The sequence below is a fragment of the Shewanella nanhaiensis genome (assembly GCF_019457885.1).
Taxonomy (GTDB): Bacteria; Pseudomonadota; Gammaproteobacteria; order Enterobacterales; family Shewanellaceae; genus Shewanella; species Shewanella nanhaiensis.
In genome coordinates this window covers 13,396-37,794 of the sequence record NZ_JAHZST010000026.1, presented here as the reverse complement: position 1 = coordinate 37,794, position 24,399 = coordinate 13,396, and the positions used below count along the sequence as shown (strand labels likewise).

The 24,399-nt window shown below is 43.5% G+C and carries 21 protein-coding genes; 8 read left to right on the top strand and 13 right to left on the bottom strand.

Going from position 1 to position 24,399, the window contains the following annotated elements:
- Nucleotides 1-9 precede the first annotated feature (9 nt).
- A complete protein-coding gene (locus K0625_RS22525; RefSeq protein ID WP_220111692.1) occupies nucleotides 10-714 on the bottom strand; it encodes a spondin domain-containing protein in 705 nt (234 codons plus the stop codon).
- A gap of 354 nt (nucleotides 715-1,068) precedes the next feature.
- Here K0625_RS22525 and K0625_RS22520 point away from each other — a divergent pair, with 354 nt between their 5' ends.
- Nucleotides 1,069-3,681, top strand: coding sequence for a putative bifunctional diguanylate cyclase/phosphodiesterase (locus tag K0625_RS22520; protein WP_220111691.1), 2,613 nt, complete (start codon nucleotides 1,069-1,071; stop codon nucleotides 3,679-3,681).
- 72 nt (nucleotides 3,682-3,753) lie between these two features.
- A complete protein-coding gene (locus tag K0625_RS22515; RefSeq protein ID WP_220111690.1) occupies nucleotides 3,754-4,557 on the top strand; it encodes an SDR family oxidoreductase in 804 nt (267 codons plus the stop codon).
- Nucleotides 4,558-4,589: 32 nt separating this feature from the next.
- Here the strand turns inward: K0625_RS22515 and K0625_RS22510 are convergent, their stop codons facing one another.
- The 3 genes from K0625_RS22510 to purH all read right to left on the bottom strand — a co-directional run bounded on the left by K0625_RS22510 (nucleotide 4,590) and on the right by purH (nucleotide 8,048).
- Entirely contained in the window at nucleotides 4,590-4,814 is a 225-nt protein-coding gene (locus K0625_RS22510; protein ID WP_220111689.1) for a hypothetical protein, read from the bottom strand.
- Nucleotides 4,815-4,988: 174 nt separating this feature from the next.
- Complete coding sequence (gene purD / locus K0625_RS22505) at nucleotides 4,989-6,281, bottom strand: phosphoribosylamine--glycine ligase (RefSeq protein WP_220111688.1); 1,293 nt, start codon at nucleotides 6,279-6,281, stop codon at nucleotides 4,989-4,991.
- Between the two features lie 177 nt (nucleotides 6,282-6,458).
- Nucleotides 6,459-8,048 (bottom strand): bifunctional phosphoribosylaminoimidazolecarboxamide formyltransferase/IMP cyclohydrolase, encoded by a 1,590-nt coding sequence (purH, locus tag K0625_RS22500; RefSeq protein ID WP_220111687.1) that lies wholly within the window; start codon nucleotides 8,046-8,048, stop codon nucleotides 6,459-6,461.
- Nucleotides 8,049-8,453: 405 nt separating this feature from the next.
- Here purH and zntR point away from each other — a divergent pair, with 405 nt between their 5' ends.
- Nucleotides 8,454-8,933 (top strand): Zn(2+)-responsive transcriptional regulator, encoded by a 480-nt coding sequence (gene zntR, locus K0625_RS22495; RefSeq protein ID WP_220111686.1) that lies wholly within the window; start codon nucleotides 8,454-8,456, stop codon nucleotides 8,931-8,933.
- A 3-nt stretch (nucleotides 8,934-8,936) separates the two neighbouring features.
- Nucleotides 8,937-10,253, top strand: a complete 1,317-nt coding sequence (locus K0625_RS22490) for an SO_0444 family Cu/Zn efflux transporter (RefSeq protein ID WP_220111685.1) — start codon at nucleotides 8,937-8,939, stop codon at nucleotides 10,251-10,253.
- An 88-nt stretch (nucleotides 10,254-10,341) separates the two neighbouring features.
- On the opposite strand, the gene mutT is transcribed toward K0625_RS22490, so the two are convergent.
- The 9 genes from mutT to nadC all read right to left on the bottom strand — a co-directional run bounded on the left by mutT (nucleotide 10,342) and on the right by nadC (nucleotide 18,727).
- Nucleotides 10,342-10,746: an 8-oxo-dGTP diphosphatase MutT gene (gene mutT / locus K0625_RS22485; RefSeq protein WP_220111684.1), complete on the bottom strand. Its 405-nt coding sequence runs from the start codon at nucleotides 10,744-10,746 to the stop codon at nucleotides 10,342-10,344.
- A 3-nt stretch (nucleotides 10,747-10,749) separates the two neighbouring features.
- The gene (gene yacG, locus K0625_RS22480) at nucleotides 10,750-10,962 is read right to left on the bottom strand and encodes a DNA gyrase inhibitor YacG (protein WP_220111683.1); all 213 of its coding nucleotides are present in this window, start codon (nucleotides 10,960-10,962) and stop codon (nucleotides 10,750-10,752) included.
- Nucleotides 10,963-11,037: 75 nt separating this feature from the next.
- Complete coding sequence (zapD, locus tag K0625_RS22475; protein WP_220111682.1) at nucleotides 11,038-11,772, bottom strand: cell division protein ZapD; 735 nt, start codon at nucleotides 11,770-11,772, stop codon at nucleotides 11,038-11,040.
- An 8-nt stretch (nucleotides 11,773-11,780) separates the two neighbouring features.
- Nucleotides 11,781-12,386 carry a dephospho-CoA kinase gene (coaE, locus tag K0625_RS22470; RefSeq protein ID WP_220111681.1) on the bottom strand — a complete coding sequence of 202 codons (606 nt, stop codon included), beginning with the start codon at nucleotides 12,384-12,386 and terminating at the stop codon, nucleotides 11,781-11,783.
- Nucleotides 12,387-12,423: 37 nt separating this feature from the next.
- Nucleotides 12,424-13,335, bottom strand: coding sequence for a prepilin peptidase (locus K0625_RS22465; RefSeq protein ID WP_220111680.1), 912 nt, complete (start codon nucleotides 13,333-13,335; stop codon nucleotides 12,424-12,426).
- A 101-nt stretch (nucleotides 13,336-13,436) separates the two neighbouring features.
- The gene (locus tag K0625_RS22460; protein WP_220111679.1) at nucleotides 13,437-14,699 is read right to left on the bottom strand and encodes a type II secretion system F family protein; all 1,263 of its coding nucleotides are present in this window, start codon (nucleotides 14,697-14,699) and stop codon (nucleotides 13,437-13,439) included.
- Between the two features lie 51 nt (nucleotides 14,700-14,750).
- A complete protein-coding gene (pilB, locus tag K0625_RS22455; RefSeq protein ID WP_220111678.1) occupies nucleotides 14,751-16,460 on the bottom strand; it encodes a type IV-A pilus assembly ATPase PilB in 1,710 nt (569 codons plus the stop codon).
- A gap of 101 nt (nucleotides 16,461-16,561) precedes the next feature.
- Nucleotides 16,562-16,990: a type IV pilin protein gene (locus tag K0625_RS22450; protein WP_220111677.1), complete on the bottom strand. Its 429-nt coding sequence runs from the start codon at nucleotides 16,988-16,990 to the stop codon at nucleotides 16,562-16,564.
- An 846-nt stretch (nucleotides 16,991-17,836) separates the two neighbouring features.
- Complete coding sequence (gene nadC / locus K0625_RS22445) at nucleotides 17,837-18,727, bottom strand: carboxylating nicotinate-nucleotide diphosphorylase (protein ID WP_220111676.1); 891 nt, start codon at nucleotides 18,725-18,727, stop codon at nucleotides 17,837-17,839.
- Between the two features lie 266 nt (nucleotides 18,728-18,993).
- Between nadC and ampD the strand changes: the two genes are divergently transcribed.
- The 4 genes from ampD (at nucleotide 18,994) to aceE (ending at nucleotide 24,387) form a co-directional block, all read left to right on the top strand.
- Nucleotides 18,994-19,566 carry a 1,6-anhydro-N-acetylmuramyl-L-alanine amidase AmpD gene (gene ampD, locus K0625_RS22440; protein ID WP_232847247.1) on the top strand — a complete coding sequence of 191 codons (573 nt, stop codon included), beginning with the start codon at nucleotides 18,994-18,996 and terminating at the stop codon, nucleotides 19,564-19,566.
- A 55-nt stretch (nucleotides 19,567-19,621) separates the two neighbouring features.
- A complete protein-coding gene (gene ampE / locus K0625_RS22435; RefSeq protein ID WP_220111698.1) occupies nucleotides 19,622-20,473 on the top strand; it encodes a beta-lactamase regulator AmpE in 852 nt (283 codons plus the stop codon).
- Between the two features lie 421 nt (nucleotides 20,474-20,894).
- Entirely contained in the window at nucleotides 20,895-21,647 is a 753-nt protein-coding gene (gene pdhR, locus K0625_RS22430; protein WP_012322968.1) for a pyruvate dehydrogenase complex transcriptional repressor PdhR, read from the top strand.
- A gap of 76 nt (nucleotides 21,648-21,723) precedes the next feature.
- Complete coding sequence (aceE, locus tag K0625_RS22425) at nucleotides 21,724-24,387, top strand: pyruvate dehydrogenase (acetyl-transferring), homodimeric type (protein WP_220111675.1); 2,664 nt, start codon at nucleotides 21,724-21,726, stop codon at nucleotides 24,385-24,387.
- Nucleotides 24,388-24,399: the final 12 nt, after the last annotated feature.

Sequence of the window (24,399 nt, the reverse complement as noted above, 5' to 3'; positions counted from 1 at the left end):
TGATACCACCTATTTAACTTCAACAACGACTCTTGCTACTGGGTTTAACCATCTGTGAATACGGCTATCAAGGTCGCTTATACCACCTGCTTCATCCATATCACCTAATACACCTGGATGAATATGTACCTTGTCGTTAGCACTTGTGTCACTGACGCCGGTTCCATTCATTCCTGCATCCATCCCTGGTGCTGCTGGGATACCAGGTGTACCTGACATTCCACCGCCATTGACTATCTCATCATTGGCCTCTGTACCCGCATCATAAGCGTTAACATTGATGGTGTAGGTGCCAGGAGTGGTGGGTATTTCCCAAGCATCGAGTCCAATAAAAGCATCATTCGTGGGTAATACCATGGCGACGATAGATAGGTGTGTCATGGATTGAGTATCTAACATTATCTCGTTAACTTTTCCGCCTGGAGCTAAAAGCCCTTCAGCTGGATTGCCTACCGTTAATTCGTTATTACCTGTTGCTGCAGCCATAAGATCTGCTATATCACCGCCTTCTGCCATTTTCTGCAATGCTGGGCTTGCCATCTCACCAGCTTGAAATTGATGGCTGGTGCTATCGTGAGCTGTGATGAGGATGGGGGTAAAGTGATTGCCTTGAGTTAGGTTTGTGATGCTTATCTCTAACTCTGCAGCCATGGTCGGTGCAGCTAGCATTAGCCCATTGAGTATTAAAATCTTACTTACTTTATTTAGGTTCATTATCTCTCTCCATATTGGTGTATATGTCGAGTATTACTCAATGAGATCACTGCAGTATCGCGTGTTTTTCACAACTTGGTTTTAAAAGTGTCACAAAAGTTTCACAGCCGATTGGGGATAGGCCGATCAGATCTCAAAATGAGGTAAATATTAATTTTACAGAGGGTTTTGTGTGCTAAATCAAAGCTAAGCGGTCTAGAAGGATGCACCCTATCGCTTACTTTAGCAACGGGCAAATTATAGCGGGTGTTATCCTGTTCCCAAATGGGGTATTTTGCACGGCGAAGTTATGGCTTCAGTCTATTTTGAGTGGAGCCGCTGTTAATTTTCCATGAATGATCCCTGTGAGACAAAATGCATATTGGCAAGAAACTCATCGTCTTTGTTGTTGGCTTCTGTCTTCCGGCAGTTATTGCCGTTTCTTACTGTTTAAGCATGTGGTTTGAACATAGAGTCGATAGATTAAGAATGGATGCCGTTAACGCTGAGTTAGTGGCTATCAAGACACAGTTAAACAGTGACATTAAACAATTGACGCTAATGGCCGATGTTTATGCGGTTCCTATTGCAGAACTTAGCCCCATGTCCAGAGTTTCATTAGATGAAGCTTGGCGTAACAGTGCAATCTCGGACAGCCTTAGTCTATTTTATCTTAACCAGGGTGAGTTAGAGCCCTTCTCACCGCTTTATGACGATATCCTCTCTTTTGAATTTGATAAGTTACCCAAGGAGCTATTGAGCCATACCAAGAGAAAAAGTGGCGTTTACATCGAAGATAATAGTGGCTTTATTGTTAGCCTAGTTCCTATCACTGATCATAAATCAGTTTTGATTGTAAGAAAGCTGACAGAGGAGCTGTTGTCTAGCTATGGAGCGAATGATTTTGTTCACAAGATCTATTTCGCGGATGGACCAGCAGGAGATCATTATATAATCGATGGCTCAAAGTATATTGCCGATCTCGATGTTGCCAGTTTGCTGCCTTTGCAAGAGTCCCACCTTGAGGTTCAGTTTTCCACAGAGATGTATAACAAGGTCTGGCTTAAATACGATCTTGTGACTTTTGGGATTGTTGGTCTTGGGCTGTTGATACTCATCATTGGTTATACCTGGTTGAAACTTGGTCTTATTCGACCCTTTCATCGCTTGATGTCTCAACTTGCGGATATCGACCCTAAAGCAAAGGCCTATACACCGATACAAGGCTCTGGTTGCTCCGAATTGATTGTAATGGCTGATAGGGTAAACACATTATTAGCACGTATTTTTCAGCAGAAAGAGCGAGCTAAAATAACTTTAGAGTCAATTGCTGAGGCGGTAATTTTAACTGATACACACGCTACAGTTGTTTATTTGAACCCCCAAGCTGAGCGAATGCTTGAGATTAAAGAGGCTAAGGCAATTGGTGCCAAGGTAGACACACTTTTAAAAGCTGACAAAACGATTAAGAGTGCTTTGTTGGATGTTATGGGGACTCAAGCACAGCCAACTATACTGAATAAACATATGTTTAGGACTAGTAATGCTAAGGTTATGGAGCGTAGTGTTAGTAGTTTATTGAACCACCAACAAGAGGTGGTTGGCTCTGTGGTTGTGCTTAGAGATATAACCCAAGAGGAGAAATTAAAGCGGCAGCTGAGAGTCAGAGCTAACTTTGACCCAACAACATCTCTGCTTAATCGAAGGGCTTTTGAGGAGAGATTGGCTCACTTTAGTGAGAACGCGCACTCTCTAGCCATCTGTTACTTTGATCTTGAGCAATTTAAGTTAATCAATGATTCTTGTGGTCATAGTGCTGGAGATCAGATGTTGGCCATGGTGGCTAAAGCAATACAGTCTTGCCTGAATAAAGAGGATTTGCTCGCGCGTTTAGGCGGCGATGAATTTGGTTTGGCAATACGAAACCAAAGCGCCGTTGAAGTTGCTCAAATAGTGAAACGTGTGATCTCCAGAGTATCACTTCAGGTTCTACATCATAATGCTTGCCATTACCGAGTTGGGGTCAGTGTCGGCATCGCAATTGCCCGCGCGCCCTATATTGCATCAAAAGAGCTGGTAAAAGATGCAGACATTGCTTGTTTAGCCGCGAAACGTAAAGGGAGTAACCAGATCCATTTTTATGATGATAAAGATAAGGAGTCTGTTTACCAACGTAATGCGCCCATGTGGGCAGTGAGGATCGGACAGGCGATTGAGCATAATGAACTGCTTCTATATTACCAAGAGATCAAAGGGATGGGGGAGGGAGTCACTCGTCAGCGAATGGAGATATTACTGCGTGTGCAAGAGCCTTGTGGTCGGATACTCGCCCCTGCACAATTTATTGAAGCCGCCGAACGCTTTAAGTTGATGAATGAAGTGGATAAAGAGGTTATTCGTAAAACATTCCTCTGGTTATCTTTGCATGAAGATATCTGGGATGATCACTGCATTTCCATCAACCTTTCAGGTAACAGCTTAGGAGCGGAGGGAATGGTTGAGTATATCGCTAAGCAGTATGAGCGTTTTGAGATCCCGAGTCAGTGTATCTGTTTCGAGATAACAGAAACCAGTGCTATTCAAAACCGTAATCGCGCTATGGATATGATTAATCATCTACGCAAACTTGGTTTTTCATTTGCCCTAGATGATTTCGGTAGTGGTTTTGCATCTTATGGCTACCTGAAAGAGTTGCCCGTTGATTACGTTAAAATCGATGGTTGTTTTGTCAAAAACTTAGCTAACAATGCCAAAGATTTTGCTATTGTAAAATCGATTCATGATGTGTGTTGTGCCATGGGAATTGAAACTGTGGCTGAGTTTGTAGAGAACCAAGATATTATTGATAAATTAGAGAAAATTGGTATTAACTATGCTCAAGGGTACGCAATAGGCAGGCCAAAACCTTTAAATAATTATGTGCAAAGTCGAGCGATTCAAGTTGAACAAGCTAAACTTGTATCTGAAGTTCAACTTTTGAGCGCATAAAGTTTGCCATAACGATGTAAGTGTTTGATTTTATATGAATAGATAGTAAGAGATATTATTCAAGGAATGAATATGGATGGATTAAATGGAAAAGTCATTATTATCACCGGGGCCTCAGAAGGAATTGGCCGCGCGTTGGCACTCACCATGGCACCTCTGGGGTGTAAATTGGTATTGAGTGCTAGGAACGAGTCTAGATTACTCTCTTTAGCACACGAGATAGAGAGTCAAGGGGAGCCTCCCCTGGTGTTTGCCACAGATGTCACCAGTCAGTCACAATGCCAAGAGTTAATTGATGCCACGGTAGAGCACTTTGGTTGCTTAGATATCTTAATCAATAATGCCGGAATGACCATGTGGTCTAAATTCGATGAATTATCGGATTTAAGTGTGTTAGAACGGATAATGCAGGTTAATTATCTAGGCCCTGCTTACTTAACACATGCAGCACTTCCACAATTGAAGTTAACTCAAGGGCAAGTGGTGGTCGTGGCTTCATTAGCCGGACTGACAGGAGTCCCTGCTAGAGCCGGTTATGCTGCATCAAAGCATGCAGTTATGGGCTTTTTTGAGTCTTTGCGTATTGAGCTGGCTGAGCATAATGTTGCCGTGACGACTCTCTGTCCGGATTTTGTCACTACTCAGGCCCATAAACGTGCCTTAGATGCTGACGGTGAGCCTTTAGGTCAAGCCCCAATTCAGGAATCAAGAGTGATGTCGGCCGAGGAGTGTGCTCGGATGATGTTACCAGTGATCTCGGGTCGTAATAGAATGATGATCACCTCACTTAGAGGAAAATTAGGACGGTTTGTAAAGTTAGTTGCTCCGGGAATGATCGATAGAATGGCCCGAAGAGCCAGCTCTTCAGGCTATTAGATGCTTCAAACGGGATATCTAAGAGAGTAAAGCTAGGAGTTAGTATTTAAGTGATTAATGATAGTTTGCTCTGCATCGCTTTGGGTTATCTGATTATCTGATGGTGTTATTTGAGCCGTTGGGGTGACGCCAGTGGCCTCCTCTGCGATATGAAGCCAATCAGGGTGCCAGTAAAAAGAGGTGCCTGATATCGTATTCCAATTATGTACTCCTGCCGTTTCCCCTTGATAAACTAGATCGCCAATAGAATATTTCATTGATACTTCCTCTCATTCAAATTGATGACAATATAGTGCGCTTCATCTAAAGAGAAAAGTGTGATCTATATCCTGTTTTGTCTGTGTTGGTGGCAGCTCCATAGTGGTTGCTATAAAACTGTGAATATAAAAAAACCGGCTAAATACCGGTTTTTTTATTCACTAATAGAAAGATTAACTTTCCCGTGAGATCGCGCGGTAGGCGATATCTGTGCGGAAGTAGATATCATCCCAGTGGATCTTTTCAACAAGAGCATATGCAGCTTGCTGCGCTTCAGTGACGCTATTTCCTAGGGCTGTTGCACAGAGAACTCGTCCGCCATTAGTTACCACATGGCCATCTTTCATACTGGTGCCAGCGTGGAAGACTTTAGCATTATTGTTACCTAGGTCTAGGCCATCAATCACGTCATGCTTACGGTAGGCTTCAGGGTATCCGCCAGCAGCCAGAACGACGCCTACGGCTGCGCGGCTATCAAACTCAGCAGTGACCTTATCTAATTCACCGCGAGTGGCCGCAAGACAAAGCGCTACAAGATCTGATTGCAGGCGCATCATAATGGGTTGAGTCTCTGGATCGCCAAAGCGGCAGTTATACTCAAGTACTTTTGCGCTGCCGTCAGGGGCGATCATCAAGCCTGCGTATAGGAAGCCTGTGTAGATATTTCCTTCTGCTGCCATTCCATCGACGGTTGGCCGGATCACATTGTTGATTGTCCAGTCATGTACCGCTTGAGTGACGACAGGAGCCGGTGAATATGCACCCATACCTCCGGTATTTGGACCGTAATCACCGTTATCACGGGCTTTATGATCTTGGCTGGTGGCCATGGCAAGAATGTTTTTACCGTCAACCATAACAATAAAGCTGGCTTCCTCACCTTTAAGAAACTCTTCGATAACCACGCGAGAGCCGGCTTCGCCAAATTTATTCCCTGCTAGCATATCTTCAATAGCGGCATCGGCTTGAATTTGGTCTTCGGCGATGATCACACCTTTACCCGCAGCAAGGCCATCGGCTTTTATTACAATCGGGAAGCCAGTATTAGCCGTGACTTGAGTTACATAGGCTTTAGCTGGCTCAATCTCAGTAAAGTTTGAGTAGGCTGCGGTTGGGATATTGTGTCTAGCTAAGAAATCTTTAGTGAAAGCTTTAGATGACTCTAGCTGCGCAGCACCTTGTGTTGGGCCAAAAATCGGTAGCTTAGCGTCATTGAATGCATCCACCACACCGAGTGCTAAAGGCACTTCCGGGCCAACGATAGTGATTTCAATGGCTTTATCTTGTGCAAAAGCGACAAGAGCTGGGATATCTTCAACCTGAATCGCGACATTTTCAAGCTTAGGTTCCATAGAGGTACCGGCATTGCCTGGTGCGACAAATACGGTTTCTACTTGTGCTGACTGAGCCGCTTTCCATGCGAGAGCGTGCTCACGTCCGCCGCCACCTATTACTAATACATTCATTTTTTATCCTTTTATAGCTGCGCCATATTTCCTATTTCGGCATCAAGCATGCTCATGTATTGGCATACATTGCGCGTGCTTTCTTTGAACTAGAAAAAATGGTTTGCTCTAAACGTTAAAAATTAATTTTTAGAGGCTCAAGATTCTAGGGTCAAAAATCTTGAACCTTTTTATCAATTAATGACGGAAGTGGCGCATGCCGGTAAATACCATCGCCATGCCGTGCTCATCAGCTGCTGCAATGATCTCTTCATCACGGATAGAGCCACCTGGCTGGATGATACAGCTGATACCAGCTGCGGCTGCTGCATCGATGCCATCACGGAATGGGAAGAAAGCATCGGATGCCATTACTGAATCTTGTACCTCTAACCCTTCATCAGCAGCCTTAATTCCAGCCACTTTAGCACTATAGACACGGCTCATTTGGCCTGCGCCAACACCAATTGTCATGCTGTTCTTTGCATACACAATGGCATTAGATTTAACGAATTTGGCGACTTTCCAGCAGAACATTAGATCTTTCATCTCAGCTTCAGTCGGTTGACGCTTAGAGACGACTTTCACTTCATCAAGTCCAACCATACCTTGGTCTCTATCTTGAAGAAGCAGCCCGCCGTTAACACGCTTGTAGTCCAGGCTGGTGGTCTTATTTGTCCACTCACCACACTCAAGCAGGCGAACATTGGCCTTAGATGCAACAACATCACGAGCGGCCTGGCTAACTTTAGGGGCGATAATGACCTCTACAAACTGACGATCAACAATCGCTGTTGCAGTTTCAGCATCCAGCTCTGCGTTGAAGGCAATAATGCCACCAAAAGCCGAGGTAGGATCGGTTTGGAAGGCACGATTGTAGGCTTCAAGTAGGTTTTCACCAATGGCTACGCCACATGGGTTGGCATGCTTTACAATCACACAGGCGGGTTCACTGAACTCTTTAACGCACTCAAGTGCAGAGTCGGTGTCGGCGATATTGTTATAGGAGAGCGCCTTGCCTTGTAGTTGAATAGCTGTCGCAACAGAGGCTTCATCTATATTTGTATCGACATAGAAAGCGGCTGTTTGATGGCTATTCTCGCCATAACGTAGATCTTGTTTTTTAACTAGTTGAGTATTGTAGGTGCGAGGGAATTTAGAGTCTTCGTGGCACTCATCTTTACTGTGTGCAGGAACTTTAGTACCGAAGTAGTTTGCGATCATGCCATCGTATGCGGCTGTATGTTCAAAAGCGGCAATCGCTAAGTCGAAGCGAGTTTCTAGTGTAGTGCTACCTTGATTCGCTTCCATCTCTGCAATGACGCGATCATAATCATGTGCATTGACTATGATGGTGGTGTCTTTATGGTTTTTGGCTGTAGAGCGGACCATAGTTGGGCCACCGATATCGATATTCTCGACGGCGTCTGCGAGGGTGCAACCCTCTTTAGAGACAGTTTCTGCAAATGGATACAGGTTAACCGCAACCAGATCGATTGGCTTAATGTTGTTTTGTTCCATGACAAGCTCATCGATACCACGACGTGCCAAGATACCGCCATGAACTTTAGGGTGCAGAGTTTTAACGCGGCCATCCATGATCTCTGGATGCCCAGTATGATCCGATACTTCAATGACAGGCACACCATTATCTGCCAAAAGGCGGGCGGTGCCACCAGTAGACAGTAGCTCTACGCCTTGAGCGTGTAGTGATTTAGCAAACTCAAGGATTCCGGTTTTATCTGAAACGCTTAACAGCGCGCGACGAATGGGTCTGGCATTATTCATTTTGGGTACAGTGTCCAGTAGTTATATTTAAGGATCTTTCGGAAAACAGAACTGTATTATCAGGTTCGATAATAAAATCTGTTTTCCAAAAGTCCCTCAATGCTAGCTTCTTGCACTTGCCTCCTTCGCAGCGCGCGTATTTTAACGTAAATCTTCTCTCTAGGCTTTTTATTTATATGTGATTTCACAATACGCATATGCGAACAAAGAGTCACGGCTAAAGGGGATATTTCAGGGCTGATTGGCGGCGGCGCGTGTAAACTTTGCGACTCTTCACACACTGGTTAGCTAAAAGGTGTTTTAAGGAGAGATTTATTGCACTATAACCCTTGACCTTAGATTTAACTCCAAGGTTTATACTTAGTCATATTCTAGGTTATTTATGATGGTTGATAAGGGCAACTCATGTATCGAATTGGTGAGCTAGCTAAGCAGTGTGAGGTGAAGGCCGACACATTGAGGTTTTATGAAAAGCATGGTCTGTTAGCACCATCCTCCAGAAGTGACTCAGGTTATCGTTTGTATAATGAGCATGACGCGGAGCGATTACGCTTTATCTTAAGGGCGAAGGCGGTTGGTTTTACCTTAGCTGAGATCACTGAACTACTCTCTATTGAGCTGGATAAGTCGAATTGGGCATGTGCGGATGTAAAAGGCATGGTAGACGGCAAACTTGAGCATGTGAATCAAAAAATTGCTGAGCTTAAGCATTTTCAGGTTTCCCTAGAGCGTCTATCTGATGCATGTTGCGGCGGACCAGAAAGCGCTGAGCATTGTTCGATACTAGAAGCGTTAGAGTCAAATACCGATAGCATAAAGTGTGAAAATCACGGTCATCACCATGATTCATCTCAGTATACAAAAAATTGTCAGAGTAAGGGTTAGTCTATGTTGTTAGCGAATTTTATAGATCTCTTTTTAGATTCAGCTCCTTGGTTGCTTTTAGGGCTATTTTTAGCCGGTATGTTGAAGATGTTTGTCCCTATGGCGTGGATGCAGAAACAACTTGGAGGACACGGTTTTAAAGCAACCGTCAAAGCGGCGGTGTTAGGTGCACCTCTACCTTTATGCTCCTGTGGGGTTATCCCAGCAGCAGTAGGGCTACGTCGCTCTGGAGCATCAAAGGCGGCAACAACCTCTTTTTTGGTATCTACTCCTGAAACCGGTGTAGACTCTGTGACAGTATCATATGTCTTACTTGGCCCATTTATGGCTATAGTCAGGCCCATCGCTGCTGTAACAAGCGCAATTGTAGCGGGTCTATTAGTTGGAAGGGATGATAACGACGGAGTTGTAATCGCAAAGTCAGAGTCTCAAAGTGTTAAGAAGAGTAGTTCTTCATCTTGCTGCAGCAAAAAAGAGAAAGATGAGCCTAAATCGGTTAACTCTTGCTGCACTGCCAGTAAGGGAGTAAAAAATAACCCTGAAGTTATCATGACACCCATTAATGCTGGTGAGAGTTTAATTGCTCACCCTAGTACAAAGGTTAAGGCTGACTCATGTTGCAGTAATAAGCCTGTAGAGAAGCAGAAAGCCAGCAGCTCATGTTGTTCAACGAGTAGTAATACTGCTGATGAAGGTGAAGCATGTTGTGAGTCGACAAAAGATGTGGCAACTGAGCTCAAAGGTACCTCTGTATTAAATCGTATCGGTAAAGGTTTGTATTTTGCAGCCACAGATCTGGTGCGTGATACGACAGTTTGGCTTTTGATTGGTTTGTTTTTTGCCGCATTAGTTCAAACCTATGTACCTGGTGATTTTATGGCTAAATGGGGCGATGGCATATTAGCTATGCTAGTGATGGTACTTATCTCTGTTCCTATGTATATCTGCGCTACGGCATCGACTCCTATTGCTGCAGGCCTTCTATTAGCTGGTGTTTCACCAGGAGCTGTGCTGGTATTTATGTTGGCTGGTCCTGCAACGAATATTGCAACATTAGGCGTTGTCACTAAAGAGTTAGGCAAGCGCGCACTATTTGGTTATCTGGGAGGCGTGCTGGGTGTGGCGCTATTGTCAGGTATTTTGGTTAACTATCTGGTGGAGACGTTTGGATTTGAGGTGATGCCGCAGGTTGGTGAGCAACATAATTTGCTTCCTGAAGCTATCGTCTATAGCTCTGGGGTTGTGCTAGCTATTTTAATGGTAAAAGTGCTGGTGGAAAAGTTACCCAAAAACTGGTGGCGACGAGATTGCTGCTCTTAATCCAATGAGCTGAGTGTTAAACTAGCCAGTTGATTGTATCAACTGGCTTTTTTGTGCAGTATTATTTTTGCTGCTTAGTTAAGCTGTATTAATCTGCTAAAATTTTGTCAAGAATAGGCTTGTTAGCATCTGGGAACTCATAATTTACCAGCTCTTTTTTTGGTACCCAGCAGACCTCTTGCTGCTCTAGACCAGTGGCTTTACCTGCGAAATGAGTGACTAAGTGTATATCGAGTAACACCTGCTTGTCTGGATAATCGTGATTTATTTCCATAAGTGGGCTACTTGAAGCAACATCTAAATTGACCTCCTCCTTGAGTTCTCTCTTAAGTGCATCCGTTACAGTTTCATTTAGCTCAATTTTGCCGCCAGGAAACTCCCACTTTCCACCTTGATGAAGATGATCAAGACGTTTTGCAAGTAAAACCTCTTGTTTATCATTGATGATAACGCCTACTGCAACATGTACTCTCTTTTTTACTGAGTCTGTCATAGGTTAATTCTCTTTGAAAAAATCAGCTTCGTCATAACCTAGGTTATCTAAGTCATCAGCATCAAACTCGGGTTTAACGGGGATGGCATGCTTTTCTGACGCCCAGTCTCCAAGATCGATAAGCTTGCAGCGTTCACAGCAGAAAGGTTTAAATTTAGATTCGTTATTCCAGAGCACATCTTTTTGGCAGGTAGGGCACTTTACACTTGTAGGCATGACGTAAGACTCAATTACTTAGGTTAGCAAACTGTTGTCGCTAAGGGATTAGAGAGATGGGTAATAATACTGATTTTAAGCGCAGGTGGCTAATTGGAATTCTATGGTTTTATCTGAGTGTTTCTGTTGTTCAAATTGAACAAAATGAATCGCAAAGCGATTTTTGTGCCCACTGATAGTTGGGTAGCAGCCCTGTTGAGAGTCAATTTTGACTCGTATCATTGAGAGTGCTTGATTGCTATTACCTTGAAAAAAACCAACTTTAGCCGTGGTATCGTTGAATTGGGTTGTCTGTCTGGTGAGTTCAAGCAGGAGTTTTATTGGGTTTAGTAAGGCTGTAAAATTCTCGACCCAAGCTAGGTATTCTTGCTGACGTACATCCCAAGGTTTAGCTAGCCAGTAGTGAAGCTGGGGGAGGTCGAAGTTACAACAGGCACCCGGCATATTGAATCTCTGCCTTAGTGCGGCTAAGAAACGATCTTGTTTAAGTGCTGATCCTGGGCGGTCGCAGGCTTGTAGGGCTTCCTTGGCTGTGACTAAGCGGTTTAAATAGAGTTCGACCTGTTGTTTATCTATATGGGGAAGAGTTTGCCAGTTAGAGAGTGTGATTATCTGTTTATCAAGATCCTTTAACACTTCACCACGATAGTCACAGCGTTCGGTTAATTCGCACAAAGAAAAAAGCGGGTAGAAGCATCTGTGTTGATGATCTTGTTCCACATTTGTCTCGAGCTGCTGTGATAAATACTCTAATCGAAGAAAGCTTCTGGTTTTTTCGTTTAAAGGTTGTTCATAGGTCAATTCTGTCATGGCATTGATTAAGTGTTATTGGACAATTTTAAATAATTATTATGTAATGCAACCACTTTATTTCTAAGTGCCGATCTCTCTCCATGATTGTCGATGACATCATCAGCTTTTGACAGCTTCTCTTCTCTTGAAGCTTGGCTATCTATTATCTTCTGTATCTGCTCTGCAGTTACTGAGTCCCTGATCTTTGTTCTATTGCGTTGTTGCTCTGGTGAAATATCAACCAAAAGTGTTCGATCTACTAACCTATCTAATCCATTCTCAAATAGCAAGGGAGCAATCAAAATGCTATAGGGTGAGCGGGTATTATCGAGTTGCTTTAACATCTCTGCACGGATAATGGGATGCAATAGGGCATTTAGCCACTCTAGTTCTTCGGGTTTTGAAAAAATATGTTCCCTAAGTTTAGCTCTGTTTAGTGTGGAGTCAGAGTTAAGAATATCGGCACCAAAGTGTTGAGTTATTTTAGTGAGCCCAAGCGATCCTATTGCAACCACTTCACGTGCAACAATATCGGCGTCGACTAGTTCAATGCCTAACTCTGCAAATATATTGGCAACGGTTGTTTTACCACTGCCAATTCCACCTGTTAACCCAACTACTAAATTTGTCATGTCTCTATAGCCTAAAAGGTGTCTCTAACATTTGATTCTAAAGGGTGGAGAGGTACCAAGCGTTGATACTTGAGCCCCATATCATGGCTATCCAACCCGCGATAGCGATATAGGGGCCAAACGGGATAGGGTTTGTGTGATTGATTTTTTTTGTCACAATCAATCCAATACCAATAATAGCTCCGACGAGTGAAGAGAGTAATACTATTATGGGGAGTAGTTGCCAACCCAGCCAAGCACCGAATACGGCTAATAGCTTAAAGTCGCCATAACCCATCCCTTCCTTGCCTGTTAATAGCTTAAACCCCCAAAATACACTCCAGAGACTAATGTAACCGGCTGCAGCACCAATAATGGCATCAGTTGGGCTAGCAAAAGTACCGTTGAGGTTGATGATAAGTCCTAGCCAGAGCAGTGGGAGGGTGATTTGGTCTGGTAACAGCATTTCGTCAAGATCTATCCCAGTCAAGACGATCAAGCCAAAAGTTAATATCGTGGCTAAGGCAAACTCAATGCTTGGGCCAAAATGAAGTGCCAGAAATGCGATAGCTAACCCAGTCAATAACTCTATAACAGGGTATCTGGCTGAAATATGAGTCTGACATGATGCACATTTGCCTTTAAGCATTAGCCATCCAAGAATAGGGAGGTTATGCCAAGGTTTTATATTGGTGCCACATTTTGGGCATGCTGAATTAGGTATGATTAAGTTGTATTTTTCAGGATAACTATCAATTGGATTTTCTAGTTTCTTAGCAATAGGCTTAATTAGCGCTTCATGGTATTCATTCAGGTATTGGTTGCACTCCTGCTGCCACTCTCGCTTCATCATTACTGGTAAGCGGTGAATGACGACATTGAGAAAGCTGCCGATAACGGCTGCAAAAACAAAACTAATCATGGCAAAGAGCCACAAGTTATGGCTCATGGTTGAAATAAATTCGGACATGGAGTTTTAGTTTCTTATTTGGCGTTATTATTAGTCAGTATTTTAACTGACGCTTTAAGTGGTTAGGAAGCCATGATTATATTCAGCTATGCTCTGGCTGCCTAGCTGACAATCTTTCCTATCTGAAAAATAGGTAGATACATGGCGACGATTAAGCCACCAACTAGAGTGCCGATGACCACCATCATAATAGGCTCGATTAGGCTAGATAGTCCATCTACGGCATCATCTACCTGCATCTCATAGATATTAGCCACTTTATTAAGCATATTATCCAACGAGCCTGATTCTTCGCCTATCATCACCATCTGAATTAGCATATCTGGGAAAAGCCCTGTTGTTCTCATGGCGACATTCATCTGCATGCCCGACATCACTTCAGAGCGCACTTTGAGCAGTGCATTACGATACACTGCATTACCCGAAGCACCAGCAGCAGACTCCAAGCCCTCTATAAGGGGGACACCCGCAGCGAAGGTTGTTGCTAAGGTTCTTGCAAATCGCGCCATAGCGGCTTTATGTAGGATAGGACCTATGGCTGGTATTTTTAAGACAAGTGCATCGACCTTATCTCTGAAGGTTTGCGAGTGCAGGTGAGTGCGACGAAATAGAAAAACAGCAACAATAATAGTAATGGCAAAGATGTACCATGATGCTTGAAGCGCTTCAGATATGTTAATCACTAGCTGTGTAAAAGCCGGTAGCTCTGCACCAAAACCTGAGAAGATCTCCTGAAATTGAGGAACCACAAAGACTAGCAACATAGTTGTTACACCTACAGCAACGATGACAACGGCTGCTGGGTAGAACATGGCTTTTTTTATTTTAGATTTGAGAGCCTCAGCTTTCTCTTTATAGAGGGCAATACGCTCAAATACTGCATCGAGAGAGCCAGAATGCTCTCCAGCTGCGACAAGATCCACATAGAGATCGTCAAAATATTGCCTGTGGGGGCGAAGCGCATCGGAAAGTGGAATACCTGACTGTATCTCAGTTAAGATCGTACCTAATAGCTCTCGCATCTTTGCTTTTTCGTGACCTCGACCCAACATCTCTATGGTTGTTACTAGTGGGACACCAGCTTGAAGCATGGTGGCTATCTGGCGAGTGACCATGGCGATATCCATGGCTGTTATTTTAGGATCGCCGAGTTTAAAAAGAGATGCGGCTTTTTTCTTTACTGATTTAGGGTTAACGCCCTGGGATTTTAGCTGGCTTTTTACCTCTGCGATCGTTGCTCCACGAAGTTCACCTGAGGTTTTTTTGCCATCACGGTTTAGGCCTTTCCACTCATAGGTGAAAACCTTAGGTTGGGCCTTGGCTGTTTTTTTATTGGTTTTTTTACTTGCTGTTGCCGTGGCCATGGTTCATTCCTTTGCTACTTAGATATATAGGAAGTTAGATAAATATTAAAACTAAAAGCTAGTGACGCGATTGATCTCAGTAATGCTAGTGACACCTTGAACGACTTTTAAAAGTCCTGAGCCTCTTAAGTCCCGCATACCTTGAGTTTTAGCTTGATTGGCAATTTGTAGAGAGTTACCTCCCTCCATAATAGTACGAGCTATCTCATCTGACATCTTCATTACTTCATATATACCCACTCGCCCCTTGTAACCTCCAGAGCACAAATCACAACCTATAGGCTTGTATATGGTTATTCCCTTGTCAATTAACTCATGTGGGAATCCGAGCTTTTGAAGTTCATGTTCAGGGATATTTTCTGGTTGTTTACACTCAGGGCAGAGTCTTCGAGCTAAACGCTGAGCAATAATCAGGTTTACTGAGCTGGCAATGTTATATCCTGGCACGCCCATATTAATTAGTCGAGTGAGTGTCTCTGCGGCTGAGTTAGTATGCAAAGTTGAGAGTACTAAATGACCAGTTTGAGCCGCTTTAATGGCTATCTCCGCGGTTTCTAAGTCTCGGATCTCACCCACCATCACCACATCAGGATCTTGACGTAGGAATGAGCGCAGCGCTGAAGCGAAAGTTAGCCCAGCTTTAAGGTTGATATGAACCTGGTTTACACCTTCGAGATTGATTTCAACTGGATCTTCTGCTGTGGAGATGTTGCGCTCTTCGGTATTTAAGATGTTAAGGCCTGTATAGAGAGAGACGGTTTTACCAGAACCAGTAGGGCCCGTGACTAGGATCATTCCCTGAGGTTTCGAGAGCATCTCTTCATAAAGCTGCCTTTGATCATCCTCATAACCTAGTTTTTCAATGCCAAGTTGCGCCGAAGAGGAGTCTAAGATACGCATTACTATCTTTTCTCCCCAAATTGTGGGAAGAGTGCTCACACGAAAATCGATAGATTTTGTGCGTGAAAGCTTCATCTTGATGCGGCCATCTTGTGGCACACGACGCTCGGCAATATCTAGCTTTGACATCACCTTTAAACGGGCGGATATTCGGCCTGATAAGTTGACTGGAGGTTCTGATACTTCATGAAGTATGCCGTCAATACGAAAGCGGATACGATAGCGCTTCTCGTAGGGTTCAAAGTGGAGATCTGAGGCTCCCTTGCGGATAGCATCGGTAAGAATTTTATTGATATAGATAACAATTGGCGCATCATCACCTCCCTCTCCATTTTGATCATCATCGCGTTTACTTGTATCTTCAACTTCAATGCCGGCTAGCGCATCTTCATCTATGCCGCCAATATCTAGCGCTGATATATCTTCCTCAAGCACCTTTTCTAATGCTTTAGTGAGCTTGTCATCTTCGACTAATATAGCTTCGGCATGCAAACCTGCACTGAACTGGAAATCCTCTAAAGCGGCAATGTTAGTTGGATCTGAGGTGCCGATATAGAGGCGGTTTCCCCGTTTAAAAAGTGGCAGGCATTTATGTTTTTCAATTAGTTTCTTATTAAGAAAATCTTCAGGAATGCTAGCAATATCGAACTCATCGAGATCAAGCAGCGGGGTGCCATACTCTTCATAACAGAGTTCTGCAATTTCACGAGCCGAAATTAACTTTTCAGAGATAACAGTGGAAACAAGAGATTGTTTGCTTTGTCTAGATTTGGTGATAGAGGAAGCGATCTGCTCCTCTGTGAGCAAATTTTTACGGATAAAAAGTGTGGAGAGACCAAGATGTAGCCCAGTTGTTGGCATTTATCCTCTTTCTTAATAGAGTAAACTAAAACTAGCTGAAAGAATGGTTGGCAATAGCCAAAGACCAGTCATTAAAATTGGCCTTTGGCTAAACAAAGATATTACAAACCAGCACCTTCCTGACATTGTGCAGCAGTTGCTGTACCGTCAGCACCAGCTGCTGAAGTATATGCAAGGGCACCATCAGCGCCAATTTGAGCTGTAACTACACAGGCGCCATCAGTATAGGCTAAATCTGTAGCTGTCGCTTCGGCTACTGCTGGTGTAGCGGTAATATTACCATCGGCTGTTATTTCAGCCGCTAGAGTCACACAACCAATATTTGTTTGGATACAAGCTTGAGCTTTAGATACATATCCTGCAACTCCTTTCATAACTGCACCACCGTGAGATGTTGCGACGTATTCACGATAAGCGGGTAGTGCAACTGCGGCGAGAATACCGATAATTGCAACAACGATCATTAATTCAATAAGGGTGAAACCCTTGGCTTGCTTGTTTAGCTTTTTGGTTAATTGAATACCTTTCATTTTCTCTCTCCGTCGACAAACATAGAACCTCATTAATGCATTTAGTATAGCTCACTTAGTCTGGGTGCTCCTGCGCTAGCTGTTTCATCCTGAATCAACCTAAACCATAAGTTTTACCTATAAATAAGTTTCATTAGTTTAGGTCTGGTAATGAAACCTTAGGGATAACTATGACTCGGTTGCTACTGACTAAGTTTGTCGCTGTTAAATTTCGCCAATCTGTTTCTATATTTGTCAATTTGCTAACTGTTAAAAGTTTGTTACACCCAGTGGTGTAGATTCGTTATAACTCTATTTCGGCAAACCGCACCTTATGTTCTCCTCCAGTTCAATACCAGTTTTTATACTGGTTTCGAAAGGTTGAGCGGCTCCTTAAATAAAATTTAAAGTGACCTTAAGGTGAGGCTGGCCGAAATGGCCATCTCGCCTACGTCCAAAGTTAGTACAAAGTTAATGATAATGGAACAGGAGATTGCAACAAAGTACTAATTTCGCGGTAAATTCGTCTATTGTTTACAATTTAGCGGTCGAAAAGTTCTAACATTTTTTTGGCTCTGTACGAAAAACTGACGATTTCGTCAGTTTCGTCAAATTTTAGTCGCAAGTTGCAGGGTTTTATTCTGGTTGATATCTGAACCGCAAAATTATGTTTGGTTTAACAATTAACCATTTTTTAAATGTTAAATGTTAATTTTTTGTATCTCCTCTTGAATAGTAGCAATTCAAGAAGAAGGTATAGTAAATGGCGTAAATGAAATGGATAAGGGGAGACAAAGCCTGTGACTATATACAGGATACAGGCTCTGTTTTAGCTTTAATTTTCAGACTGAGGTTTGCTAGAATCAGTTAGCTCTTAAGTCGAAGAGAGAGATCCAGTGCTTTGACATGTTTAGTTAATGCACCTACAGAGATATAATCCACGCCAGTTTTCGCAAAATCGCCAATCGTCTCGAGTGTTACATTGCCGGAAACCTCAAGTTTGGCTTGTTGAGCATCAGGAAGACGCTTGTTTAGCTCAACCGCGGCTATCATCATAGTGACATCAAAATTATCCAGCATGATGATGTCAGAGCCCGCCTCTAACGCTTGCTGGAGCTCTAAAATACTTTCAACTTCGACCTCTACCAGCTTATCTGGGTGAAGTTCACGTGCTTTTGAGATCGCCTGAGCGATACCACCGCAAGCCATGATGTGGTTCTCTTTTATAAGAAAAGCATCAAACAGACCTATACGATGGTTTTTTCCACCACCACAGGTTACTGCATACTTTTGTGCTGTTCTTAACCCTGGTATCGTTTTTCTGGTATCAAGAAGCCTAGTATTTGTTGCTGCGATCCTATCTGTATACTGCTTAGTTAATGTCGCGACACCAGAAAGAGTTTGGATGAAGTTCATGGCCGTACGTTCGCCAGTGAGTATGGCGCGTGCTGGGCCTGAAAATTCACAAAGCACTTGGTTAGGTACTAAAAGGTCGCCGTCATCTACATGCCAATGCAGAGCAACCTCTCCGCCTAATTGGTTAAAGACCTGTTCGGCCCATGCTTTTCCACAAAATACACCCTCTTCACGGGTAATTAAGCTAGCTTGAGCATGTCGGTCTGCAGGGATGAGTTGTGCGGTAATGTCAGCCGATGCTCTTTCTTGTGCTTGCTCACTGCTTGAGCTGCTTTCATCCTGATAGCCTAAGTCTTCCTCAAGCGCAACTTTAACGGCAAGTCTGATGTCATTTTCCAACATGGTCGGTGTCCTTGAACTACTGCAAATAAACAGGTTAAGAGATTTGATAATCTGTCTACATACTATGAATTTTATAGCAGATCTATTTAGATTGGATGATAACAAATCTGATTTCGAATGTAGAGTCAGTCTAAAGCTAGATTGATCCTTTTTCGTAGATTGTGGCAGGCTTAGTTTTGACTTTATTATCAGGCTTTTCAGCTGTAGAAACTACTGGTAGAGTGTGAGTACTTCATTTTATCTTTATTAAGGTTGCCCCTCTGTCAATGGTTGGACAAAATCCGATTAAATTAAATGCTGGTTGGGTTCAAAGCGGTGTTAGAGAGTGTCTATCTCCCCATTTTAATGCGCGCCCCAAAGGTGAGGTGAGTCTATTGGTGATTCATAATATTAGCTTGCCGGCTGGGTGCTTTGGCACTCCTTATGTTGATCAGCTTTTTCAGGGCTGTTTAGACTTAGAGGCTGATACTAGCTTTGGTGAATTAAAGGGGCTGGAGGTGTCAGCTCATTTTATGATCCGTAGAGGTGGTGAGATAGTACAATATGTCTCCTGTGATGAGCGTGCATGGCATGCGGGGATATCTGAGTTTCAAGGCCGACAAGGCTGTAATGATTTTGCCATAGGTATTGAATTAGAGGGGACAGATCTCATTGCTTACTCTGAGGTTCAATATCAGGCGTTGCTTAGGTTAACTCTTGCCTTGTTCGATGCGTATCCTATGCTGAATATGGATAGAGTGGTCGGTCATAGTGATATCGCACCTGGGCGGAAAACAGATCCTGGTGACAGTTTTGATTGGTTAAAATATAGAGATGGCTTAACTCAAGCACTGGCTTGATATCTGTTGAGGTTTGATTGTTAGTTAAGTAATCATGAAATTTAAGGAATAAATGATGGCACTGTTCTCCTTGTTGGTGGCAATCTTAGTTGAGCGATTGAAGTTTCTGCCTCAATCTTGGCAACTCGATTCAATTCTTAACCTCTATTCAAAGACGCTGTTTGGTAATAAGCAGTTAAGCTCTGATGTCATGATGGCCTTAGCACTGCTCCTGCCTGCAATCGCGGTGCAAGTTGCCATGTGGGCGGTTAATGGGATCTTCTGGGGAGTCGTGAGTCTTATCTTGTGGGTGGCGATCTCAATTTTGTGTTTTAGTCACTTAAAGCAGAGACAGCTGTTTAAGCGTTACATGCAAGCTGCTTGCAGAGGTGACTCTCAAGCTTGTTACCATTTTGCCGACGCGCTCGATCCCAACGTCTCATTAGATGCTGTTTCTGAGGAGGAGCTAGGGGCTAAAGTTGGGCAAAGTGCAGCTTGGTTAAACTACCGCTTTTATGGTGCCGTTGCACTGTTTCTTATCATACTTGGCCCAGCAGGAGCGGTTTTCTATTGCACGGTTCGTTACTTTTCTGACCAAAACCAAGAGGAGAAGCTTGAGCTTCCCTTAGTGGAAGATGTTTTAATGGTACTCGATTGGTTACCTAGCCGTATTTTTGCTTTTGGATATGTCCTCAGTGGTCAGTTTTCCCAGGCTTTTGCATGCTGGGCACAATATGCGTTAAATATCCGCAGTAGCGCTAGGGAGGTTGTTACTCAGGTTGCACAGGCCGCTGAGCCGCAACCAGAGGCTTCAGCAACACCTATCTGTACACAGTCAACTTTGAGTCTGCTGCAACTGAGTAAGCGAAACTTTATTCTTTTGCTTGTTTGCTTGTCCATGTTGACCATCTTTGGTGTTGTGGCTTAAACCATTTTGAAAGGGGTAATACCAATACACTGATTGGTATAGAGCCCCTTTGATCTATCTAGGAGGGGAATAAATTAATGTAAGAGGATGTTTAAAGGTACAGAATTTATTTTAGTATCTGCTCTTTTAGATTTTTTTCATTTAATTTCCCCGCTCTTTGAACCTACCGCTCTATCTTTTTATACATTTTTTTACTTTTAAATCAGTAGTCTTACTCACTAAGTTTTAAGCGAACATGTCGATTTACCCTTTGATTTGGTGATAATGGTCTGACCGCTAACAGGTTTGATTTCGGCTATGCTCACACATCGTCTATTTACATGATTCTGATCACAAGCTAGACATTCAAAATGTGATTTGATAAAGTGCGCGCAGTCAACTAAATTGGTAAGACCAATTTACAATAGAAGCTGAGGGCCATATGGCTTATAGCAAAATAAACCAGCCAAAAATATCCGATGTCATTATGGGGCAGTTGGAGCAGATGATCCTTGAGGGAAGCCTTCAACCAGGTCAAAAGTTACCACCTGAGCGTGAGCTTGCACTTCAATTTGAGGTCTCTCGTCCGTCACTACGTGAAGCTATCCAGAAGCTAGAAGCCAAAGGCTTACTAATGCGCCGTCAAGGCGGTGGTACTTACGTGAAAGAGCAGTTGTGGCAGAGCTTAGCTGATCCGATAGTGGAGCTGATGCATAGCGACTCAGAAAGTCAATATGACTTGTTGGAGTTTCGTCATGCAACGGAAGGGATGATGGCTTATTTTGCAGCCCTTCGTGGTACCGATGCTGATATGCAAAATATCAAGCGCACCATTATGGACGTTGAAGCTGCGAAAGAGATTGAACAGCAAGCTAAAGCGATTGTGTGCTTCTATCGAGCAGTAGCTGAGGCGTCACATAACGTTGCTATGCTTCATCTCGTATTAAGTTTATCTCCTGTGTTACATAAAAATGTAGCGCAGAACTTGGAGCTTCTAGATCGGAGAGAGGAAGCTTCCACTATGGCAAACGATCACAGACGAGCTCTGCTCGCTGCTATTGTTCGCCGCGATCCCGATGCAGCAAGAGAAGCCTCGAATGAACACCTAAGTTACATCGAGGAAGTCATGTTGTCTGTGAGGGAAGAAGATAGTCGGTTGCAGCGAAGTCTGCGCCGTTTAAAAAGCGGTGTTTAAGACCTGAAAGCAGGTCAACACCAGACCATATTCTGAAAATGCAAATTTCATAACGTATATAGGGAAGGACAGCAAAATGTCTGAACATATGCTACAAGACGTAGATCCACTAGAAACTAACGAGTGGTTGTCTGCTCTAGAATCTGTTGTACGTGAAGAGGGGGTTGAGCGTGCTCAGTATCTTCTGGAACAAGTACTTGATAAGGCCCGTCTAGACGGTGTCGATATGGCGACTGGTATCACCACCAACTATATCAACACAATTCCTACGAGCCAAGAGCCTGCATATCCTGGCAATACAACGCTTGAGCGTCGTATTCGTTCTATCATTCGTTGGAATGCGATCATGATAGTGCTACGTGCGTCTAAAAAAGATTTAGACCTAGGTGGCCACATGGCGTCTTTCCAGTCAGCAGCTTCATTTTATGAAGTCTGTTTTAACCACTTCTTCCGTGCACCAAATGAAGTCGATGGTGGTGATTTAGTTTACTACCAAGGTCATATCTCTCCAGGTATCTATTCTCGTGCATTTGTTGAAGGTCGTTTGACTGAAGATCAGTTAGACAACTTCCGTCAAGAAGTCGATGGTAAAGGTATACCTTCATACCCACATCCAAAGCTAATGCCTGAGTTCTGGCAGTTCCCGACTGTATCTATGGGTCTGGGGCCAATGTCAGCCATCTATCAAGCACGTTTCCTTAAGTATCTTGATGGCCGTGGTTTAAAAGACACCTCTGCACAACGTGTATATGCTTTCTTAGGTGATGGTGAGATGGATGAGCCTGAATCACGTGGCGCAATCTCTTTTGCTTCTCGTGAAAAGCTCGATAATCTATGTTTCTTAATCAACTGTAACCTACAGCGTCTAGATGGTCCTGTAATGGGTAACGGTAAGATCATTCAGGAGCTTGAAGGCCTGTTTAGAGGCGCGGGTTGGAATGTCGTTAAAGTGATCTGGGGTAACAACTGGGACTCACTATTAGCAAAAGACACCACAGGTAAACTGCTGCAGTTGATGAATGAAACCATCGATGGCGATTACCAGACATTTAAGTCAAAAGATGGTGCTTATGTACGTGAGCATTTCTTTGGTAAGTACCCAGAAACTGCGGCACTTGTGTCTGATATGACTGATGCTGAGATCTTCGCGCTTAAGCGTGGTGGTCATGAATCATCTAAGTTATTTGCTGCATTTAAGAATGCACAAGACACTAAAGGTAAGCCAACTGTAATCTTAGCTAAAACCGTTAAAGGTTATGGCATGGGTGAAGCGGCTGAAGGTAAGAACATTGCTCACGGCGTCAAGAAGATGGACATGACGCATGTGCTTCAGCTGCGTAACCGTCTAGGCCTTGATGACCTACTTACCGATGAGAAAGTCTCTGAACTGCCTTATCTTAAGTTAGAGGAAGGATCTGAAGAGTATAACTACTTGCATGCTCGTCGTAATGGGCTTCATGGTTATACACCACAGCGTCTACCTAACTTTACTCAGGCACTAGAGCTTCCAAGTGTAGAAGAGTTTGGTCCTTTGCTTACTGAGCAAAAGCGTGAAATCTCAACCACAATGGCATTTGTTCGCACATTGAACATCCTGCTTAAAAACAAAGGAATTGGTAAGAATATCGTTCCAATCATTGCCGACGAAGCACGTACTTTCGGCATGGAAGGTCTATTCCGTCAAATCGGTATCTACAACCCTTATGGTCAGGAATACACACCTGAAGATCGTAGTGTCGTTTCTTACTATAAAGAAGCCACTTCTGGTCAAGTGTTGCAGGAAGGTATCAACGAGCTAGGTGCTATGTCTTCATGGGTTGCTGCGGCAACATCATACAGCACTAACGATCTGCCAATGATCCCATTCTACATCTACTACTCTATGTTTGGTTTCCAGCGTGTTGGTGACATGGCGTGGATGGCGGGTGATCAGCAAGCACGTGGCTTCCTATTGGGCGCTACTGCGGGCCGTACGACACTGAACGGTGAAGGTCTACAGCATGAAGATGGTCACAGCCATGTTCAGGCGAACACGATCCCTAACTGTATCTCTTATGATCCTACATATGCATACGAGTTAGCCGTCATTATGCAAGATGGTATCCGTCGCATGTACGGTGAGAACCAAGAGAACGTGTTCTACTACTTAACGCTGATGAATGAAAACTACGCGATGCCAGCGATGCCAGAAGGCAGCGAGGAAGGTATTCGCAAAGGTATCTATAAGCTTGAGTCTTACAAAGGTAGTAACAAGGTTCAGTTGATGAGCTCTGGTACTATCATGAATGAAGTGCGTAAAGCGGCTCAAATCTTGAGCGAAGAGTACGATGTTGCGTCTGATGTTTACTCTGTAACTTCTTTCAACGAGTTAACTCGTGAAGGCCAAGATGTTGAGCGTTTCAACATGCTTCATCCAGAAGCTGAGCAGAAACAAGCATACATCACTCAAGTGATGGGAACTGAGCCTGCTATTGCTGCGACGGATTACATGAAGAATTATGCCGAACAAGTTCGTGCATTTATGCCTTCAGAGACATTTAAAGTGTTAGGTACTGATGGTTTCGGGCGTTCTGACAGCCGTGAAAACCTACGTCGCCACTTTGAAGTGAATGCTGGTTACGTTGTGGTAGCAGCACTGAATGAACTTGCTAAACGTGGTGATATTGAAAAATCAGTGGTTGCTAAAGCCATTGCTAAGTTCAACATCGACGCTGATAAGACAAACCCGCTATACGCGTAAGAGGCAATACAA

Bases quoted from the DNA above. Each gene is read 5' to 3' on its own strand.
- K0625_RS22525 (WP_220111692.1), bottom strand. From the start codon at position 714: ATGAACCTAAATAAAGTAAGTAAGATTTTAATACTCAATGGGCTAATG.
- K0625_RS22520 (WP_220111691.1), top strand. From the start codon at position 1,069: ATGCATATTGGCAAGAAACTCATCGTCTTTGTTGTTGGCTTCTGTCTT.
- K0625_RS22515 (WP_220111690.1), top strand. From the start codon at position 3,754: ATGGATGGATTAAATGGAAAAGTCATTATTATCACCGGGGCCTCAGAA.
- K0625_RS22510 (WP_220111689.1), bottom strand. From the start codon at position 4,814: ATGAAATATTCTATTGGCGATCTAGTTTATCAAGGGGAAACGGCAGGA.
- purD (WP_220111688.1), bottom strand. From the start codon at position 6,281: ATGAATGTATTAGTAATAGGTGGCGGCGGACGTGAGCACGCTCTCGCA.
- purH (WP_220111687.1), bottom strand. From the start codon at position 8,048: ATGAATAATGCCAGACCCATTCGTCGCGCGCTGTTAAGCGTTTCAGAT.
- zntR (WP_220111686.1), top strand. From the start codon at position 8,454: ATGTATCGAATTGGTGAGCTAGCTAAGCAGTGTGAGGTGAAGGCCGAC.
- K0625_RS22490 (WP_220111685.1), top strand. From the start codon at position 8,937: ATGTTGTTAGCGAATTTTATAGATCTCTTTTTAGATTCAGCTCCTTGG.
- mutT (WP_220111684.1), bottom strand. From the start codon at position 10,746: ATGACAGACTCAGTAAAAAAGAGAGTACATGTTGCAGTAGGCGTTATC.
- yacG (WP_220111683.1), bottom strand. From the start codon at position 10,962: ATGCCTACAAGTGTAAAGTGCCCTACCTGCCAAAAAGATGTGCTCTGG.
- zapD (WP_220111682.1), bottom strand. From the start codon at position 11,772: ATGACAGAATTGACCTATGAACAACCTTTAAACGAAAAAACCAGAAGC.
- coaE (WP_220111681.1), bottom strand. From the start codon at position 12,386: ATGACAAATTTAGTAGTTGGGTTAACAGGTGGAATTGGCAGTGGTAAA.
- K0625_RS22465 (WP_220111680.1), bottom strand. From the start codon at position 13,335: ATGTCCGAATTTATTTCAACCATGAGCCATAACTTGTGGCTCTTTGCC.
- K0625_RS22460 (WP_220111679.1), bottom strand. From the start codon at position 14,699: ATGGCCACGGCAACAGCAAGTAAAAAAACCAATAAAAAAACAGCCAAG.
- pilB (WP_220111678.1), bottom strand. From the start codon at position 16,460: ATGCCAACAACTGGGCTACATCTTGGTCTCTCCACACTTTTTATCCGT.
- K0625_RS22450 (WP_220111677.1), bottom strand. From the start codon at position 16,990: ATGAAAGGTATTCAATTAACCAAAAAGCTAAACAAGCAAGCCAAGGGT.
- nadC (WP_220111676.1), bottom strand. From the start codon at position 18,727: ATGTTGGAAAATGACATCAGACTTGCCGTTAAAGTTGCGCTTGAGGAA.
- ampD (WP_232847247.1), top strand. From the start codon at position 18,994: ATGGTTGGACAAAATCCGATTAAATTAAATGCTGGTTGGGTTCAAAGC.
- ampE (WP_220111698.1), top strand. From the start codon at position 19,622: ATGGCACTGTTCTCCTTGTTGGTGGCAATCTTAGTTGAGCGATTGAAG.
- pdhR (WP_012322968.1), top strand. From the start codon at position 20,895: ATGGCTTATAGCAAAATAAACCAGCCAAAAATATCCGATGTCATTATG.
- aceE (WP_220111675.1), top strand. From the start codon at position 21,724: ATGTCTGAACATATGCTACAAGACGTAGATCCACTAGAAACTAACGAG.